Below are 14,515 nucleotides of genomic sequence, written 5' to 3' on the forward strand. Positions count from 1 at the left end.
CACCGCGCGATGACGAGCGCGCGAGGTCGTCCCGCGGGGCGACACCGGCCGCACGAAAGGCCATGTGGGGGGCTCGGGGCGATCAGTGGGCCCCGGTGGCCTGCGCGTCCCGCACCGCGTGTTCGGCCCCGGCCGTCCACGGGTCGCCGTGGCCCGGGAGCATCGTGCCGGCCCGGGTCTCGGCGAGGGCGCCGAGCACCGCGAGCGCCCCGGTGCTGTCGGCGGTCGCCGCGCGGGCGACGATCTGCGGCCCCACCCGCCCGGTGTACGGGTCGAGGGTGACCAGGGCGTCGCCGGTGAACAGCAGGTCGCGGTCGGGGAGGTGAAACGCTGTGTGACCGTAGGTATGACCCGGGGTCGCGATCGGGACGAGGCCGCCCAGCAGCGGCTCGCCCGGGCGGATGTCGCCGAGCGCGGCCGCACCGCGGACGGAGAGTGCCCCGGCTCGGGCCATCTTCGCGAGAGCCGGGATGCCTCCGGGGTGACGGAGCGGATACAGGGCGCGAGACGCCTCGCGGTCGTAGCGGTAGGGATGCCGCACGAGCGGCACGTCGGCTTCGTGCACGTGGATCGGGACGTGGTGTTCGCGCTGCAGGCGGTCGACGGTGCCGACATGGTCGAAGTGGCCGTGTGTGAGGGCGACCGACACCACGTCGTCGGGACCGGAGCGACGCGCGGCCAGGGCGGCGACGAGGTACGGCCACGACCGTGGCAATCCCGTGTCGACGAGGATCAGGCCGTCATCGGTGGCGATGAGGTAGCTGTTGGTGAGGGCGCGCGTGATCATCAGCACGCCGTCGGCGACCTCTCTCACCCCGTCGGGCGTGCGCCCGGGTCCTGCGTGTTCTTTCGACATGTCGCACACCCTCGTGCGGGGACGGGCGGACCGCACACGGGGTTGCGGGTGCGCCGAGGCGCTGTTAGCGCGTCGGGCCGGCGTCAACCCCCTCGGGGTGCCCATTTCCGCCGCTTAGCGTCGCCCCGCGAGGAGCCGCCGAGGCCTCACGCGGAGGGGACAGCATGGGTCAGGTCGTCGTCGTCACCGGCGGTTCGCGCGGAATCGGACGGGCGGCGGCCCTGCGCTTCGCCCGCCGGGGTGCCCGGCTCGCGCTCGTCGCGCGCGACGAGATCGCCCTCGCCGCGGCCGCCGAGGAATGCCGCCGCCGCGGGGCCGAGGTGCTCACCCTCTCGATCGACCTCGCCACCCCCGACGGACCGGCACGGGCGGCGGATGCCACGGTCGCCCGCTACGGACGGATCGACGTGTGGGTGGGGTCGGCGTCGGTCTTCTCCTACGGTTCGGTCGAGGACACCCCCGACGAGGTGCGCGATCGGGTGATCGAGACGAACCTCCTCGGACACATGCGCGCCGCCCGCGCCGTGCTGCCGTACTTGCGCGCGGGCGGGGGCGGCACGATCGTCTTCGTCGGCTCGCTCTACTCGCAGGTGGCCGGGCCCTACGTCTCGTCGTACGTCGCCGCGAAGCACGGTCTGCTCGGCTTCGCGCGCTCGCTGCGGCAGGAGATGCTCGCGCACCGCGGCATCCGGGTGAAGGTCGTGCTGCCGGCCAGCATCGACACCCCGATCTACCAGCGCGCAGCGAACTACACCGGGCGCACCGCCTTCCCGCTCCCGCCGGTGGTCGCCGCCGACCGCGTGGCCCGCGCCATCGTGCGTGTGACGCGCGGACGCCGGCACGAGGTGGGCGTGGGGGCCGCGCAGTTCGTCACCCGTCCGCTGCAGTTCCTCGCGCCGCGCGTCTACGACCGCTTCATCCGCGCGCTGCAGCACGCGCTCGGCCTGCGCCGCCGGCCCGCGACACCGACCAGCGGCGCGGTGCTGGAGGCGCAGCACGACCCCGGCGCGGTGAGCGGCGGCTGGGCGCGCGTGCCGCTGCGGCGCCCGCGTTCTTCCACGGGAGGCTGAGCCCGTCGAAGCCTCCGGTCCCTTCGACAGGCTCACGGACCTCCCGCCACAGGAGGCTGAGCCTGTCGAAGCCCCCGCGGTCGAGAGGACCGATCGGTCAGGCGGCCGTCTCGAAGCCCTCGCGCTGGGTGTTCTCGTCGGCGACCCGCACGCCCCAGCGGTAGGCGAGCTTTCCGCCGAGCCAGCCCGAGACGCTCAGCCCGGCGGAGGCCATGACGCTGAGCCCGAAGGCCACGACCGGGACCCGCGCGAGATCCAACGCCCGCACGACGAGGCTGGTCGAGAACAGCGCCATCGCGGTGACGTTGATCACCAGATGAGCGACGGCCGTCCGCCGAGCCGGCGTTCCGCGCGGAATGCGCGACATGTCGAGCAGGCCGAGCACCGACGCCCCCACCGCCCCGCCGAGACCGATCGCGATGAGCCAGCGCGAGCCCTTCGCGAACGCCCGGGGATCGTCGGCGGCGAGAGCCAGCAGGTCGAAAACGAGGCTCGACGACCACGCCCCGATCGGCACGGTCACCGCGACCGGATGGAACGGGTGCCCGTACGGCCCCGCCACGATCGACCGCGGCACCTTGGCCGCGCGCATCGCGGGAAAGCTCGCTCCGCTCCGCGGCGCCGAGACCGTCGAGGGCCCCGGCGCCGCGGCATCCATCCCGTTCATTCCTTGTGCAGCGCGTCCTGCGCGCGCCCGGCGAGCTTCTCGACCGTGTTCGGCAGCTCGGTCGTGCCGTAGAACCGCACGTCGGGCTTGGTGGGCGGGGGCATCGGCACGCCCGCGGGGGGCTCGGGGAGGTAGGTGAACTCGCCCTTGCCGTCGGGCGTCGGCCCCGAGGCCCAGGTGCCGTCACCGGCCTGCGCACCGTTGCTGAAGTTGATGTATTGGTACGACACGTCGCGATCCTCCTTGTCGAGGGGGAAGTTGCTCGGCACGGGCATCTGCTCGTAGCCCTCGGCCTGCAGCTCGGCGGCCGCGGCGGCCCACTGGTTCTGGTGCATCGTGTCGCGGGCGAGGAGGAACGCGAGCAGGTCCTTCACGCCGTGGTCATCGGTCTGGTGATACAGCCGCGCGACCTGGACGCGCCCCTGCATCTCGGCGTTCGCGTTGGCGGTGAAGTCGGCGAGCAGATTGCCGCTCGCGGTGATGAAGCTGCCCTGCCACGGGTTGCCGTTCGCGTCGACGGGGCGGGCACCAGCGCCCGCGACGATCCCGTGCTGGATGTCGGTGCCGCCGATCACGGCGGCGACGGTCGGGTCGTCCTGCACGGCCTCCTCGGTGATGCCGAGCGGCGACTTCTCCAGCAGCTGCGCGATCATGATCGCGAGCATCTCGACGTGACCCATCTCTTCGGCACCGATACCGAACACGAGGTCGCGGTACTTGCCGGGCATGTGCATGTTCCACGCCTGGAACTGGTACTGCATCGCGACCGAGATCTCGCCGTACTGGCCGCCGAGCACCTCCTGGAGCTTGCGGGCGTAGACGGCGTCGGGCTTGTCGGGGGTGGCGCTGTGCTGGAGTTCTTGTCGGTGGAAGTACATGTCTCTCCTCGTCGTCGGGACGCCGACCGGGGGGCTCGGCATCGACGGCCACGAAACGCTTCCTCGCAGGGGTCCGGCACGGGGGTTGCGGGCGCGGTCGACGCGGGCCACAATCGCGCGCCCGACCTCTTGGCACTCTCGACCCAAGAGTGCTAATCTTCTGCCGAGTTGAGCGAACATGACTCAACTTCTGGAGCCCCGGATGCCACGTCCGGACTGATCGAAAAGGAGAACGACCATGGCCACCTACGACCCCTTCCGCGACCTCGACCGCCTCGCGTCGACGCTCCTCGACGCCCGCCGCGGCGGTGGTCCGCGCCGGATGCCGATGGACCTGTACCGCGACGGCGATCACTACGTCCTCGCGGCCGACCTGCCCGGTGTCGACCCCGGGTCGGTCGACATCGACGTCGACGGCCAGCTGCTGACGATCCGCGCCGAGCGCACCCTCGGTTCGGGCGAGGGCGTGAAGTGGATCACCCGCGAACGCGAGACGGCATCCTTCGTCCGACAGCTCAACCTCGGGCAGGGCATCGACACCGAGCGCATCAGCGCCGCCTACCGCAACGGCGTGCTCTCGGTCACGATCCCCGTCAGCGAGAAGGCGAAGCCGCGGCGCATCGCCGTGTCGACCGACGACGGCGAGGGCGTGATCGAAGCGCACGAGAGCACGCCGCAGCCCATCGAGCAGTGATCACCACCGAGCGAGGGAGCGGTCCCATCCACCCGCTCCCTCGCCCGGGCGCCTCCGCTTGTCAAGGGTCTCGAACAACCGCCGCTCCCTGACGCACAGTGCCTGGGTGCCGCCGACTCTGTCCTCGCCCCCGCCCGCTGCGCCCGTCGACGACGTCGAGGCCCGGCTGGTGCCGTTCGACGCCCGCGGACCCGTGAGCGCCGCGGTTCTGCGTCACCTCGTGGACGGTGTCGCCACCGGGCACACGGCACTCGCCGACGCGGCGGTCTCCACGACCGCCGACATCGCGTGCGACGACGATCTCCAGCTCGCGCTCTTCGCGCTGTACGCCTCGTCGTACGGATCGATCGCGGCGTTTCGTGCCGAGCTCGAGTGGGATCCCGCGCTCGTCGCCACCCGACGCGTCATCGAGACGGCCTTCGAGGCCTCGCTGCGCGAGAGCATCGCCGTCCCGCAACCACCCGCGCCCACCGCGGATGCCGTGGCCCGCGACCTCTTCGCCCTGACCGGCGCCGAGGGCGGCCCCAGCCTCTCGCGTCACCTGGCGCGCAAGGCCACGCTCGAGCAGGCGCACGAGTTCCTCGTGCACCGCACGGTGTACACGCTGCGCGAGGCCGACCCCCATTCCTGGGCCATCCCCCGCCTGACCGGCCGCCCCAAGGCCGCCCTCGTCGAGATCCAGTCCGACGAGTACGGCGCCGGTCGCCCCGACCGCGTTCACGCGACCCTGTTCGCACGGGCGGTCCGCGGCGCCGGACTCACCGACGCGTACGGCGCCTATGTCGATGACGTTCCCGCCGTCACCCTCGCGTCGCACAACACGATGTCGATGTTCGGACTCAACCGCCGCTTGCTCGGCGCGATCGTCGGTCACCTCGCCGCGTTCGAGATGACCTCCTCGATCCCCAACCGTCTCTATTCCGAGGGGCTGCGCCGGCTCGGCTTCGGCGACGATGTGTGCGGGTACTTCGACGAGCACGTCGAGGCCGACGCCGTGCACGAGCAGATCGCCGGACGCGACCTCGCCGGCGCCTTGGCCGAGGACCGGCCCGACCTGCTCCCCGACATCCTGTTCGGCGCGGCCGCGTGCCTCGAGGTCGACGACCGCGTCGGCCGACACATGCTGGACGCGTGGTCGCGGGGTGCGTCGTCGCTGCGCACGGAGGACGAACGATGACCGACGACCGCGTCACGATCACGGCCTACCCCGACGGTCCCCTCCTCGTCCGCGGTGACGCCCACCTCCTGACCAGCGAGGGGGCGGAGGTGCCCCGTACCCGCCGCACCGTCGCCCTGTGCCGCTGCGGACTGTCGACCATCAAGCCGCTCTGCGACGGAACCCACAAGGCGTCGGGTTTCCGCACCGAGGAGTGAGGCTCTCGCCCCGATGCGTCTCGACGCCGACGACGCGCTGCCGCTGCGACGGAGGGACGACGCCGGTCTCGACGAGCTCGCGGACGACCCTCACGACCTCGTGCGTCGGTCGGCCACGCCCTCACGCGCGCTGCGACGCGGGGTCGCGGACGCCCGCGACCATGCGTAGGCGGCCCGGCAGGAGAGGGGCCCACGCGCACGACGACGCCCCGACCACCGGGAGCGGTGACCGGGGCGTCGGGAGTGCGTCAGAGGTCTTCCGGAGCGAGATCGCCCTGACCCTCTTCGCCCAGTTCGACGACGCCCGGGTCCTCGCCCTGCGAGTCGGTACCGGTGGACTCGGGGTGGATGTCCTCGAGGGGGATGTCACTGTCGTCTGCCGGGATCTCGGCAGGGTCGGCGCCGGTCGCGGTGGCCGGGTTGATGTCGTCGGGATCGGCGCCCTCGTCGAGAGCGGTGGTGGCGTCCCACTCCGCCTGCGCCGGGTCGAGCGCGGGATCCGGCTCGATGGACGTGTCGCCGTCGCGCAGGGGCTGCACACCCGCGGTTCCCACGTCCGCGGCCGGCATGGTCGCGTCGGGGGTCGGGTCGATCGAAGCGTCGCTCATGAGGGGTCCTTCCGTCGGACGCGGGGGGCCGCCGGAATCAGCGGTGAACCCATCCAACGCGGGCCCCGCGCAACCGGCCCGCCCCTTGACAGCCTCTCGGCGCGCCCGTACCGGACGTCACGTCCGGCCCGCGCTCCGCTCCACCACCCCACCCCGGGCCGCGCCACGACGCGGCGGAAGGAAAGCCATGGGAGAGTTCCTCTCGGTGCGCTCACGCGGAATCGACGACGTCGAACGCGTGTGGCGCCAGTTCGTCCCCAGTGCCCGTCTCGAGCGGGTCGACCCCCGTACCGTGTCGTTCTCGTGGACCTCGGTCGAGCTCGCGCACTTCTCGGCGGTGTCGTATGAACTCGCGGCAGCCGTCCATTCCTCGGTGCGCATGACCGACCAGATCATGGCGTGCCGCATGATCGCGGACGACGTGCGCATCGAGTCGGAGGGGCGTCCCGTCGACCCGCGGCGACCATGGGTGACCTCGGATGCCGGGGCCGACGCGCAATGGACGGGTTCGGCGCGGGTGCGCGCCTTCGTCTTCGACCGCAGCGACGCCGAGCGCGTCGCGCGCATCGCCTCGGGTGACGACCGCCTCGTGCTGCGACGGATCGATCCGCAGCCGCGGGATCGCGACGCCGCGACCCAGTGGGAACGTTCCTTCGCGCACGTGTCGTCGTCGCTGGCCGCCGTCCACGACGACGGCATCCTGGCCGCGGAGCTGCACCGGCACGCGCTCCTATCGACCCTGTCGGCGTTCTCGACCTCCTACGCCGAGGCCGTGCAGCGGGCCCACCAACGCTCGTCGGCGCCGCGCGCCGTGCGCCGCGCCGTCGCGCACATCGAGGCGCACGCGCACGAGCCGCTCACCCTCGAGGACATCGCCGCGGCAGCGGGGATGTCGGGGCGCGGGCTGCAGCACGCCTTCCGCCGCACTCTCGACATGACGCCGATGGAATATGTGCGCCGCGTGCGGCTCAGTGCCGCCCACGAGGAGTTGCGCTCGGGCACCGCGGTGTCGGTCTCCGACGTTGCGAAGCGCTGGGGTTTCTCCAGCGCCTCGCGCTTCGCCCGGTACCACCGGGAGCACTACGGACAGAACCCGGCGCAGGTGGCGCGCATGTTCTGAGGCGTCGCGTTCGGTCTCGCCGTTGCGCACGGGGTGTCGGCGAGACCTTTCGACCACACAGCGATTGCACAGTGAAGACGGCGGGGCACGACAGCCCGCGAAAGGACAGATGTGGGCAAGTTCATCTACGAGGGCGGCGTTCGCAACGAGTTCGAGGACCGCCTCCTCGCGCACCTCCAGGTGGTCGTCGGCAACAAGCTGCGCCGCGGGGAGCCGTTCTACTTCGTGTGGAAAGACGACATCAGCACGGGAGGCGGCCGCACGTCGGTCTGGGTGCACCCCCGCGCCAACATCGTCTTCAAGTTCAACGGCGGACGCCCGCCCGCGCTGAACCGCGCGTGGCTCGAGGCGCTGATGTCGACGGCCAACTCCCCCACGGGTCTGTACGTCGTCCCCGAACCCGCCGACGAGACGGTGGCGCCCGAGTCGTACGCCTGACGCGGCTGTCAAGGCGCTGGCATCCCGGCCCCCGGCGGCGGAGCGTGGAGGGATGACCCCCTCTTCCTCCGCCGCGCCCGTGCGCGTCGTCGTCATCGGCGGCGGCAATGCCGGACTCTCCGTCGCCGGGCGGCTGCATCGCGCCCGCGTCGGCGAGATCACCGTCATCGAGCCGCGCGAGCAGCACGTCTTCGCCCCCCTGCAATCCCACATCGCGGGAGGGGCCGCGCGGGCGTCCGAGGCCGTGCGACGTCAAGCCGACGTCATCCCGCCGGGGGTGCGGTGGTTGCGCGACGAGGCCTTCACCGTGGATGCCGAGACCCGGCGCGTGCACCTCGTCTCGGGGAGACGGATCGACTACGACCAGCTCGTCGTCTGCGCCGGGATGCGGATGGCGTGGGAGCAGATCCCGGGCCTGACCGAAGCGATGGCGACCCCCGAGGGCGTGTCGAACTACGACTACGACCTCGCCGCGAAGGCCTCCCCGGTGCTGCGCGATCTGCGTCGGGGCACGGTGGTGTTCACCCAGCCGCCCGAGCCGGCATCCTGCGGTGCCGCCGCGCAGAAGCCGATGTACCTCGCGTGCGACTGGTGGCGCGCGATCGGCGTCCGTGACGACATCCGCGTCGTGTTCGTCTGCCCCGATCCCGTGCCCTTCGGCATCCCGGCCATCGATCGCGAACTTCGTCGCAAGCTCGACGAGTACGGCATCGAGGTGCGGTACCAGCGCGAACTCACGAACGTGGATGCCGACAGCCGCACGATCGAGATCGGACACGGCGAGGCGCGCGAAACCATCGCGTACGACGTGCTGCACGCCGTTCCGCCCCAGCGGGCGCCGGAGTGGATCGCCGGCAGCGGGCTGTCGGCATCCGATGATCCGCACGGGTTCGTCGACGTCGACCCCGAGACGTTCCAGCACGTGCGCCACCCCGAGATCTGGGCCCTCGGAGACGCCGCGACCGTCGCCACGCGCCGCTCGGGCGGGGCGATCCGGCAGCAGGCGAAAGCGCTTGTGAAGAACATGACGGCGGTCCTGGCCGGCCGCACCCCGACCGCGAGGTACAACGGCTACAGCGTGGTTCCGTTCACGGTGTCGCGGGGCACCGTCGTGTTCGCCGAGTTCGACCGCGCGGGTCGGTTGCAGCCCACCATCCCCTTCTGGCGGTCGCTCTACCGCGAGCGCCGCCTGTCGTGGATCGCCGATCGCCGTGTGCTGCCGTGGGTGTACTGGCACCTGATCCTGCGCGGGCGCGCCTGACGGCACCGGCCCGCGGCCACGGGGCGCGCGTCCGGTCGCTCGCGCCCGGCGTCGGGTCGCGATAAACGCCATCCGTGCGCAGAAACGCCCTGACACCGCGTTTCCGCGCACGGATGGCGTTTATGCGGGTGGGAAGCGAGCGACGGGACCCGCTCGCGCCTATAGGGCACGAACGCCGATCCCTCAACCCCGGGGGCGGGCCGTCGGGATCGCGCGAAGACTGGGGGCACCCCGGAAACCCACGAGAAGAGGACATGCACCATGGCACAGGTCATCGAAACCATCGACGTCGACGTTCCCGTCCGCGTCGCCTACAACCAGTGGACCCAGTTCGAGGAGTTCCCGCACTTCATGAGCTTCGTGGAGTCCATCACGCAGAAGTCCGACACGCTCACGCACTGGAAGGTGAAGATCGCCGGTGCCGAGCGCGAGTTCGACGCCGAGATCACCGAGCAGCACCCCGATGAGCGCGTCGCGTGGAACAGCGTCGGCGGCGACGAGAACCACGCGGGTGTCGTGACCTTCCACCGCCTGTCCGACACCGAGACGCGCGTGACCGTGCAGATCGACTGGGAGCCCGCGGGCGCCCTCGAGAAGCTCGGCGCCGTCTTCGGCGCCGACGACCACTCGGTGAAAAAGGACCTCGCGAACTTCAAGGAGTACATCGAGTCGCGCGGCGCCGAGTCCGGCGCCTGGCGCGGCGACGTCAGCTGACGTCTCCCCCTTCGACGAGAAGCCGGGCCCGCCTTCAAGGCGGGCCCGGCTTCTCGTCATGGCGGCGTCACCACTTCGGGTGGATCTCCGCGCGCAGACGACGGTCGTACACGTCGCGCACGAGGGTGTCGAACGCGTCGAGGTCGAAGCCGCCGTCGAGCAGGCCGCCCGCCTCGGCGTTCGCGCGGGCCTGCTGCACCGAACGCGCTCCCGGGATGACCGCCGTAACACCCTCGCGCGACGCGATCCACGCGAGCGTCGCGGCCGGCAGCGTCACGCCCTCGGGGAGCGAGGCCTTGAGTTCGTCGGCCGCGGCCACGCCCTCCTCGAACGGCACTCCCGAGAACGTCTCGCCCTTGTCGAAGGCTTCGCCGTTGCGGTTGTAGGTGCGGTGATCGTTCTCGTCGAAAGTGGTGTTCGTCGTGTACTTCCCCGACAGCAGGCCGCTCGCGAGCGGCACACGCGCGAAGACCGCGACGTTCTTCTCGGCCGCGAGGGGCAGCACCTCGTCGAGGGGCTTGAGGCGGAACGGGTTGAAGATGATCTGCAGGTTGGTCAGGTTGGGCCGCCGCAGCGCCGACAGCGCCTGATCCATGGTCTCGACCGACGCCCCGTAGGCGGCGATCACGCCCTCCGACACGAGCTGGTCGAGGGCGTCCCACGTGGCGTCGCCGTCAATGACGGCCGACGGCGGGCAGTGCAGCTGCACGAGATCGAGCGTCTCGGTGTCGAGCAGACGACGCGAGCGATCGAGCCAGCCGCGGAAGTTCTCCATCACGTAGTTCTCGGGCACCTGGTCTTCCCGGCGCCCCATCTTGGTGGCGACGGTGATGCCGGCATCCGGCCTGCTCTTCAGGAACGCCCCGATGATCTGCTCGGACCGGCCGTCTCCGTAGACGTCGGCGGTGTCGAAGAGGGTGACGCCGGAATCGGCCGAGGCCTCGAGCACGGCACGGGCATCGCCCTCGCTGACATCACCCCAGTCGGCGCCGAGCTGCCAGGTGCCGAGGCCGATCGCCGAGACCTCACGGCCGGTACGGGAGAGGGGACGCTGCTGCATTGCGGTTCCTTTCGAAGCTTCTCCGAGCCTATCCAGCCCCTCCGACACCGGGGCCGATCGACGACGGATGCCGGTGACCCGGCGAGCGCAACCCCGGATGCGCTCGCGCACCCGACGCCTAGCGTGGCGACACACCCACGGAAGGAACAGCATGGACACCCCCGCCGAGCGGCTCCCCGGAGCCGACGAAGAGAACATCGTCCCCGACTCCGACGGTCTCGCCGCCGATGTGCCCGCGGGCGCCGCGGGCGCCGATTCGGGAGCCGTCGGCACGGCTCGCATCGACCCCGACGACGAAGCGCGCCTGCAGGGCATCTCGAGCCAGAACGACCTGCCCGGCGTCGGCACGCGCGCCGCCGACGGACTCACCGAGCGCGGCACGGACGACGCGCGCGGCGAGGGCGGGTCGACATCGCGCCACACCGAGGACACCGGGGGCGCCGACCACGACGACCTCCCCACGGAGAAGAGCGAGGACGTGCGGACTCCGGCCTCTCCCCCGCGCAGCGACGACGGCGGCGAACCGCACGTCGACGCCGACGACCCCATCGCGGCCTTCCAGCCGGGCGTCGGTCGCGACTCCGCGGCATCCAGCAAGATCGCCCAGGGCCTCCCCGACCCCGACGAGGCCTGACCGGCCGGACGCGGGAGGTTCGGTCGTCCGGGCCTCCCGCGCCCGGTCCCTTCGACAGGCTCAGGGACCTCCCCACGTAGAAGGAAGGCTGACCCCGTCGGAGCCTCCGCAACCCGCGACCCGGGCCGGTCCCGAGCGTCAGTGCGTCAGGCGCAGGGCGTCCTCGGCGAGGTGGAAGAAGCTCGGCATCGCCTCCGACACCGCGGCGACGTCGGTGTCGGCCATCAGCAGCACCACCGTCGCGTCCCCCGCGTCGTCGCGCACGAACCAGCTGCCGGTCAGCACACCGCGGCTCGAACCGCCCTTGAACGCCACGTACGGCCAGGTTCCGACATCGAGTCCCTGGCCCGGGTTCTCGCTCAGGATGCCGAGCACCTCGGCATCCTGAGTCCGCTGCAGCGCGTGGTGCACGGCGGCGACGTCGGCCGCCGACGCGAACCAGTCGAACCCGTTCTGCCACTGCGACGTGGTCACCGCCTCGCCCTCCACGGCGAGGGGCGCCGCGGCGATGCGGTCCAGCACCGCGCGCCTGCCCGCCTCGTCGGCGGCTTGCCATTCCGCCCGCAACGCGGGGTCTCCCCACCCGAGGGTGAAGATCTCCTTCGTGGAGGGGAAGGGCGTCAGCGCCGCGGGGTCGGCGTGGCCGCTGCGCGCGACCGCCGCTTCGACGCGCTCCCGACCGAGCCGCGCGATGAGCAGATCGGTCGCCGTGTTGTCGCTGATGCGGATCATGGCCGACGCGGCATCCCGCACCGACACCTCGGTGCCCGCGGGGGCATCCTGCAACTCGCCCGAGGGCAGACTGCGGTCGGTGTCGGCGAGCACGAGGGTGTCGTCCCACGACACCTCCCCGGATGCCACGGCCTCCGCCGTCGCGAGCAGCACGTACAGCTTGAACGCCGACGCCAGCGGGGCGGAGCGGTCGGCGTCGAGGGACATCACGGTCTCGTCGCCCCGCTGGACGAGGGCGCTCACCTCGCCGGGCAGTTCGCGCAGCCGCTGCTCGACCTCGTCGAGCGAGGTCGACGGCTCCCAGGCCGGGGCGACGGGGCTCAGCAGCATCGTGGTGATCCGCCCCGCGGAGTCGATCGCGAGGATGAGGTCGAACGGGTCGCCGAGGGCGCCGGCGACCGTGGCGCGCGCCTGCGTCTCGGTGCCGGTGTAGGCGGTGACGGTGAACGGCGCCGCCGGGCGGATCTGGCGGTTCACCATCTCGGCGACCTGCTCCGCCGGCACCTGCTTCTGGAAGTTCTCGTCCAGCACCCGAGCCCACTCCCCGGCCGTGGTGTCGTTTTCGGCCTCGAACAGGTCGAGGACCCACGTCAACCGCTCCCCGACGGGGGTGGAGGGGATCTCGACGGATGCCGCGGCGCTCGCGGTCGGGACGGGTTTCGCGCTCGTGCATGCGGTGAGGGCGGCGACGGCGACGAGCGAGACGAGGGCGGTCAGGCGACGGGCGAGGGTCACGAGGTTCCTTCCGGTGGGGTCCTCCCACGCTACGAGCGGGCGGCTTCGCGCACCTCCCCCTCTCGACGGAGGTGCGCGAAGCGGCCGGGGCGCGGGACGACATCCGCCGGACCCCCGTCCGCGGCATACCGTCCCCCGGGACTCAGCGCGCTGCCGTGCCGCGCGTCCCCGACGGGGCAGCGCGCCGCGCCCGCCACCCGACGAGCACGTCGATCACGACGAACGCGGCGAGCGTGTAGCCCACGAGCGGCAGGAACAGCCCGATCGCGATCGCGACGACGAGCACCGCCGCGATCCCCCACCACGGCGCGCGCCCCAGAGCCCCTCGGGCCGGTGCGGCCGCGAGACCGCGGGTCGGTCGACGCCTCCACCACATCGCGTACCCGAGCACGACGAGAGCGGCGATGCCGAGGGCGAGCGCGAACAGCACGAGCTGGTTGGCGAGGCCGAACATCGTCCCCGAGTGCAGATCGATGCCCCACCGCGAGAGTTTCGCGAGCAGGGGGTAGTCGGCGAAGTCGACGCGATCGGCCACCTGCATCCGCGATCCATCGATCGCGACGGCATCCACCTCGGTCGGGAAGCTGCGGTGGATCTCCTGCACCACCCACGCCTTCCCGGCGGCGGCGGGCGGCTTGATCTCGACGTCGCCGCTGTCGACGTTGATGCGCTGCGCGATCGCGAGGACCGCGTCGAAGGTCGCGGAGTCGGCGGGGCCGGTCGCTGCCGCGGCGCTGTGCCCCGCGTGCCCGGCATGCTCTCCACCCGCTGCCGCGCCGTCGAGCGAGGTCGTCAGCGTCGGAGTGCCCTCCCCCACCGCGGCTCGGAGGTCGGACACGTGGGCTCCGGCGAACGTCGACCACGTGATGCCGGTCGCCGAGAGGAAGACCGCGCCGAGCACGACCCAGATCCCGACGGCGGAGTGCCACCCCGACAACCGGCGGTAACCGGTGTGACGGCGGTTCGGACGCACGAGGTCGCGGCGGCCCCGGCGCGAGCGCACGAAGCGTCCGATCCACAGTCCGAGCCCCGCAAGGGCGACGATCCCGAGCCAGGATGCCGCGAGCTCGCTGTACCAGCGCCCCGCATCCCCGAGGTGCAGCGACCGGTGCAGGTCGCTGATCCAGTGCCGCAGCGGCAGCGCTCCGCTCGTGCCGTAAGCGGGGAGATCGCCGCGGATCTCGGTCGTGGCCGGATCGACGAAGATCGCTCGCGTCGTGCTCTCGGGCAGCGTCTCGTCGGCGAACATGACGCGCGTCGTCGCGCCGGCCTCGGGCGCGGGGCGCACCGCGACGGGCGTCGATCCGTCGCCGAGGTGGGCCCGCGCCGCCTCGATCTGGGCGGCGAGAGAGACCCCCGGGGCGTCCGAGGCCGCGGTCAGCTCGTGCGCGTACATGACCTTCTCGAGGGTCGGTGCGACCGCGTACAGGGCCCCGCTCACCGCCGCGACGAGGATGAACGGCCCCACGAGGAGACCGGCGAAGAAGTGCAGGCGCCGCAGCAGCGGGGTGAACCACCCTGCGCTGCCGGGCGGGCGGACGGCTGGGGAGGGGGCCGCGGCCGCAGGAGGGGAGTCGGTGGCGGTCATGCGACGACCACCGGACGAAGACGGGAAGAGGGCATGGGGATGTCGCTTTCCGGGCGCGAACGCCCGTCATCCGGCGCGCACAGCGG

Annotated in this window: 17 protein-coding genes; 10 read left to right on the forward strand and 7 right to left on the reverse strand. The window is 72.0% G+C overall.

The genetic code is table 11. The annotated features are described in order from the left end of the window. Positions 1–82: 82 nt before the first annotated feature. Positions 83–856, reverse strand: coding sequence for an MBL fold metallo-hydrolase (locus tag AB0230_RS07860; protein ID WP_366375018.1), 774 nt, complete (start codon positions 854–856; stop codon positions 83–85). Positions 857–1,020: 164 nt separating this feature from the next. Here AB0230_RS07860 and AB0230_RS07865 point away from each other — a divergent pair, with 164 nt between their 5' ends. Further along, positions 1,021–1,926: an SDR family NAD(P)-dependent oxidoreductase gene (locus tag AB0230_RS07865; RefSeq protein WP_366375020.1), complete on the forward strand. Its 906-nt coding sequence runs from the start codon at positions 1,021–1,023 to the stop codon at positions 1,924–1,926. A 97-nt stretch (positions 1,927–2,023) separates the two neighbouring features. On the opposite strand, the gene AB0230_RS07870 is transcribed toward AB0230_RS07865, so the two are convergent. Both AB0230_RS07870 and AB0230_RS07875 read right to left on the reverse strand, forming a co-directional pair. Then, on the reverse strand, positions 2,024–2,584 hold the full coding sequence (locus AB0230_RS07870) for a DUF2231 domain-containing protein (protein ID WP_315994933.1): 561 nt from the start codon (positions 2,582–2,584) through the stop codon (positions 2,024–2,026). 5 nt (positions 2,585–2,589) lie between these two features. Beyond that, the gene (locus tag AB0230_RS07875) at positions 2,590–3,471 is read right to left on the reverse strand and encodes a manganese catalase family protein (RefSeq protein WP_315994934.1); all 882 of its coding nucleotides are present in this window, start codon (positions 3,469–3,471) and stop codon (positions 2,590–2,592) included. Between the two features lie 238 nt (positions 3,472–3,709). Here AB0230_RS07875 and AB0230_RS07880 point away from each other — a divergent pair, with 238 nt between their 5' ends. The 4 genes from AB0230_RS07880 to AB0230_RS07895 all read left to right on the forward strand — a co-directional run bounded on the left by AB0230_RS07880 (position 3,710) and on the right by AB0230_RS07895 (position 5,708). After that, positions 3,710–4,165, forward strand: a complete 456-nt coding sequence (locus AB0230_RS07880) for an Hsp20/alpha crystallin family protein (RefSeq protein WP_315994935.1) — start codon at positions 3,710–3,712, stop codon at positions 4,163–4,165. Between the two features lie 208 nt (positions 4,166–4,373). Next, positions 4,374–5,342 carry an iron-containing redox enzyme family protein gene (locus tag AB0230_RS07885; protein ID WP_315995270.1) on the forward strand — a complete coding sequence of 323 codons (969 nt, stop codon included), beginning with the start codon at positions 4,374–4,376 and terminating at the stop codon, positions 5,340–5,342. Next, complete coding sequence (locus tag AB0230_RS07890) at positions 5,339–5,539, forward strand: CDGSH iron-sulfur domain-containing protein (RefSeq protein ID WP_315994936.1); 201 nt, start codon at positions 5,339–5,341, stop codon at positions 5,537–5,539. Before AB0230_RS07885 ends, AB0230_RS07890 begins: the two co-directional genes overlap by 4 nt. A 13-nt stretch (positions 5,540–5,552) precedes the next feature. Beyond that, entirely contained in the window at positions 5,553–5,708 is a 156-nt protein-coding gene (locus tag AB0230_RS07895) for a hypothetical protein (RefSeq protein ID WP_315994937.1), read from the forward strand. A gap of 79 nt (positions 5,709–5,787) precedes the next feature. On the opposite strand, the gene AB0230_RS07900 is transcribed toward AB0230_RS07895, so the two are convergent. Further along, complete coding sequence (locus AB0230_RS07900; RefSeq protein ID WP_315994938.1) at positions 5,788–6,147, reverse strand: sugar ABC transporter ATPase; 360 nt, start codon at positions 6,145–6,147, stop codon at positions 5,788–5,790. Between the two features lie 187 nt (positions 6,148–6,334). On the opposite strand from AB0230_RS07900, the gene AB0230_RS07905 reads away from it, so the two are divergent. The 4 genes from AB0230_RS07905 to AB0230_RS07920 all read left to right on the forward strand — a co-directional run bounded on the left by AB0230_RS07905 (position 6,335) and on the right by AB0230_RS07920 (position 9,680). After that, positions 6,335–7,267 carry a helix-turn-helix transcriptional regulator gene (locus AB0230_RS07905; RefSeq protein WP_366375024.1) on the forward strand — a complete coding sequence of 311 codons (933 nt, stop codon included), beginning with the start codon at positions 6,335–6,337 and terminating at the stop codon, positions 7,265–7,267. A 111-nt stretch (positions 7,268–7,378) separates the two neighbouring features. Next, a complete protein-coding gene (locus AB0230_RS07910; protein ID WP_315994940.1) occupies positions 7,379–7,705 on the forward strand; it encodes an ATP-dependent DNA ligase in 327 nt (108 codons plus the stop codon). Between the two features lie 52 nt (positions 7,706–7,757). Continuing rightward, positions 7,758–8,966: an FAD-dependent oxidoreductase gene (locus AB0230_RS07915; protein WP_366375026.1), complete on the forward strand. Its 1,209-nt coding sequence runs from the start codon at positions 7,758–7,760 to the stop codon at positions 8,964–8,966. A gap of 261 nt (positions 8,967–9,227) precedes the next feature. Beyond that, positions 9,228–9,680 carry an SRPBCC family protein gene (locus AB0230_RS07920; RefSeq protein WP_076677050.1) on the forward strand — a complete coding sequence of 151 codons (453 nt, stop codon included), beginning with the start codon at positions 9,228–9,230 and terminating at the stop codon, positions 9,678–9,680. 67 nt (positions 9,681–9,747) lie between these two features. Here the strand turns inward: AB0230_RS07920 and AB0230_RS07925 are convergent, their stop codons facing one another. Further along, positions 9,748–10,740 (reverse strand): aldo/keto reductase, encoded by a 993-nt coding sequence (locus tag AB0230_RS07925; protein ID WP_366375028.1) that lies wholly within the window; start codon positions 10,738–10,740, stop codon positions 9,748–9,750. Positions 10,741–10,891: 151 nt separating this feature from the next. Between AB0230_RS07925 and AB0230_RS07930 the strand changes: the two genes are divergently transcribed. Next, positions 10,892–11,374: a hypothetical protein gene (locus tag AB0230_RS07930; RefSeq protein ID WP_315994943.1), complete on the forward strand. Its 483-nt coding sequence runs from the start codon at positions 10,892–10,894 to the stop codon at positions 11,372–11,374. A gap of 138 nt (positions 11,375–11,512) precedes the next feature. Here AB0230_RS07930 and AB0230_RS07935 read toward each other — a convergent pair whose 3' ends face one another. After that, positions 11,513–12,841, reverse strand: coding sequence for a serine hydrolase (locus AB0230_RS07935; RefSeq protein ID WP_366375030.1), 1,329 nt, complete (start codon positions 12,839–12,841; stop codon positions 11,513–11,515). 142 nt (positions 12,842–12,983) lie between these two features. After that, a complete protein-coding gene (locus AB0230_RS07940; protein ID WP_366375032.1) occupies positions 12,984–14,429 on the reverse strand; it encodes a PepSY-associated TM helix domain-containing protein in 1,446 nt (481 codons plus the stop codon). Positions 14,430–14,515 lie beyond the last annotated feature (86 nt).

The organism is Microbacterium sp. NPDC089190 (assembly GCF_040701795.1).
Lineage (GTDB): Bacteria > Actinomycetota > Actinomycetes > Actinomycetales > Microbacteriaceae > Microbacterium > Microbacterium galbum.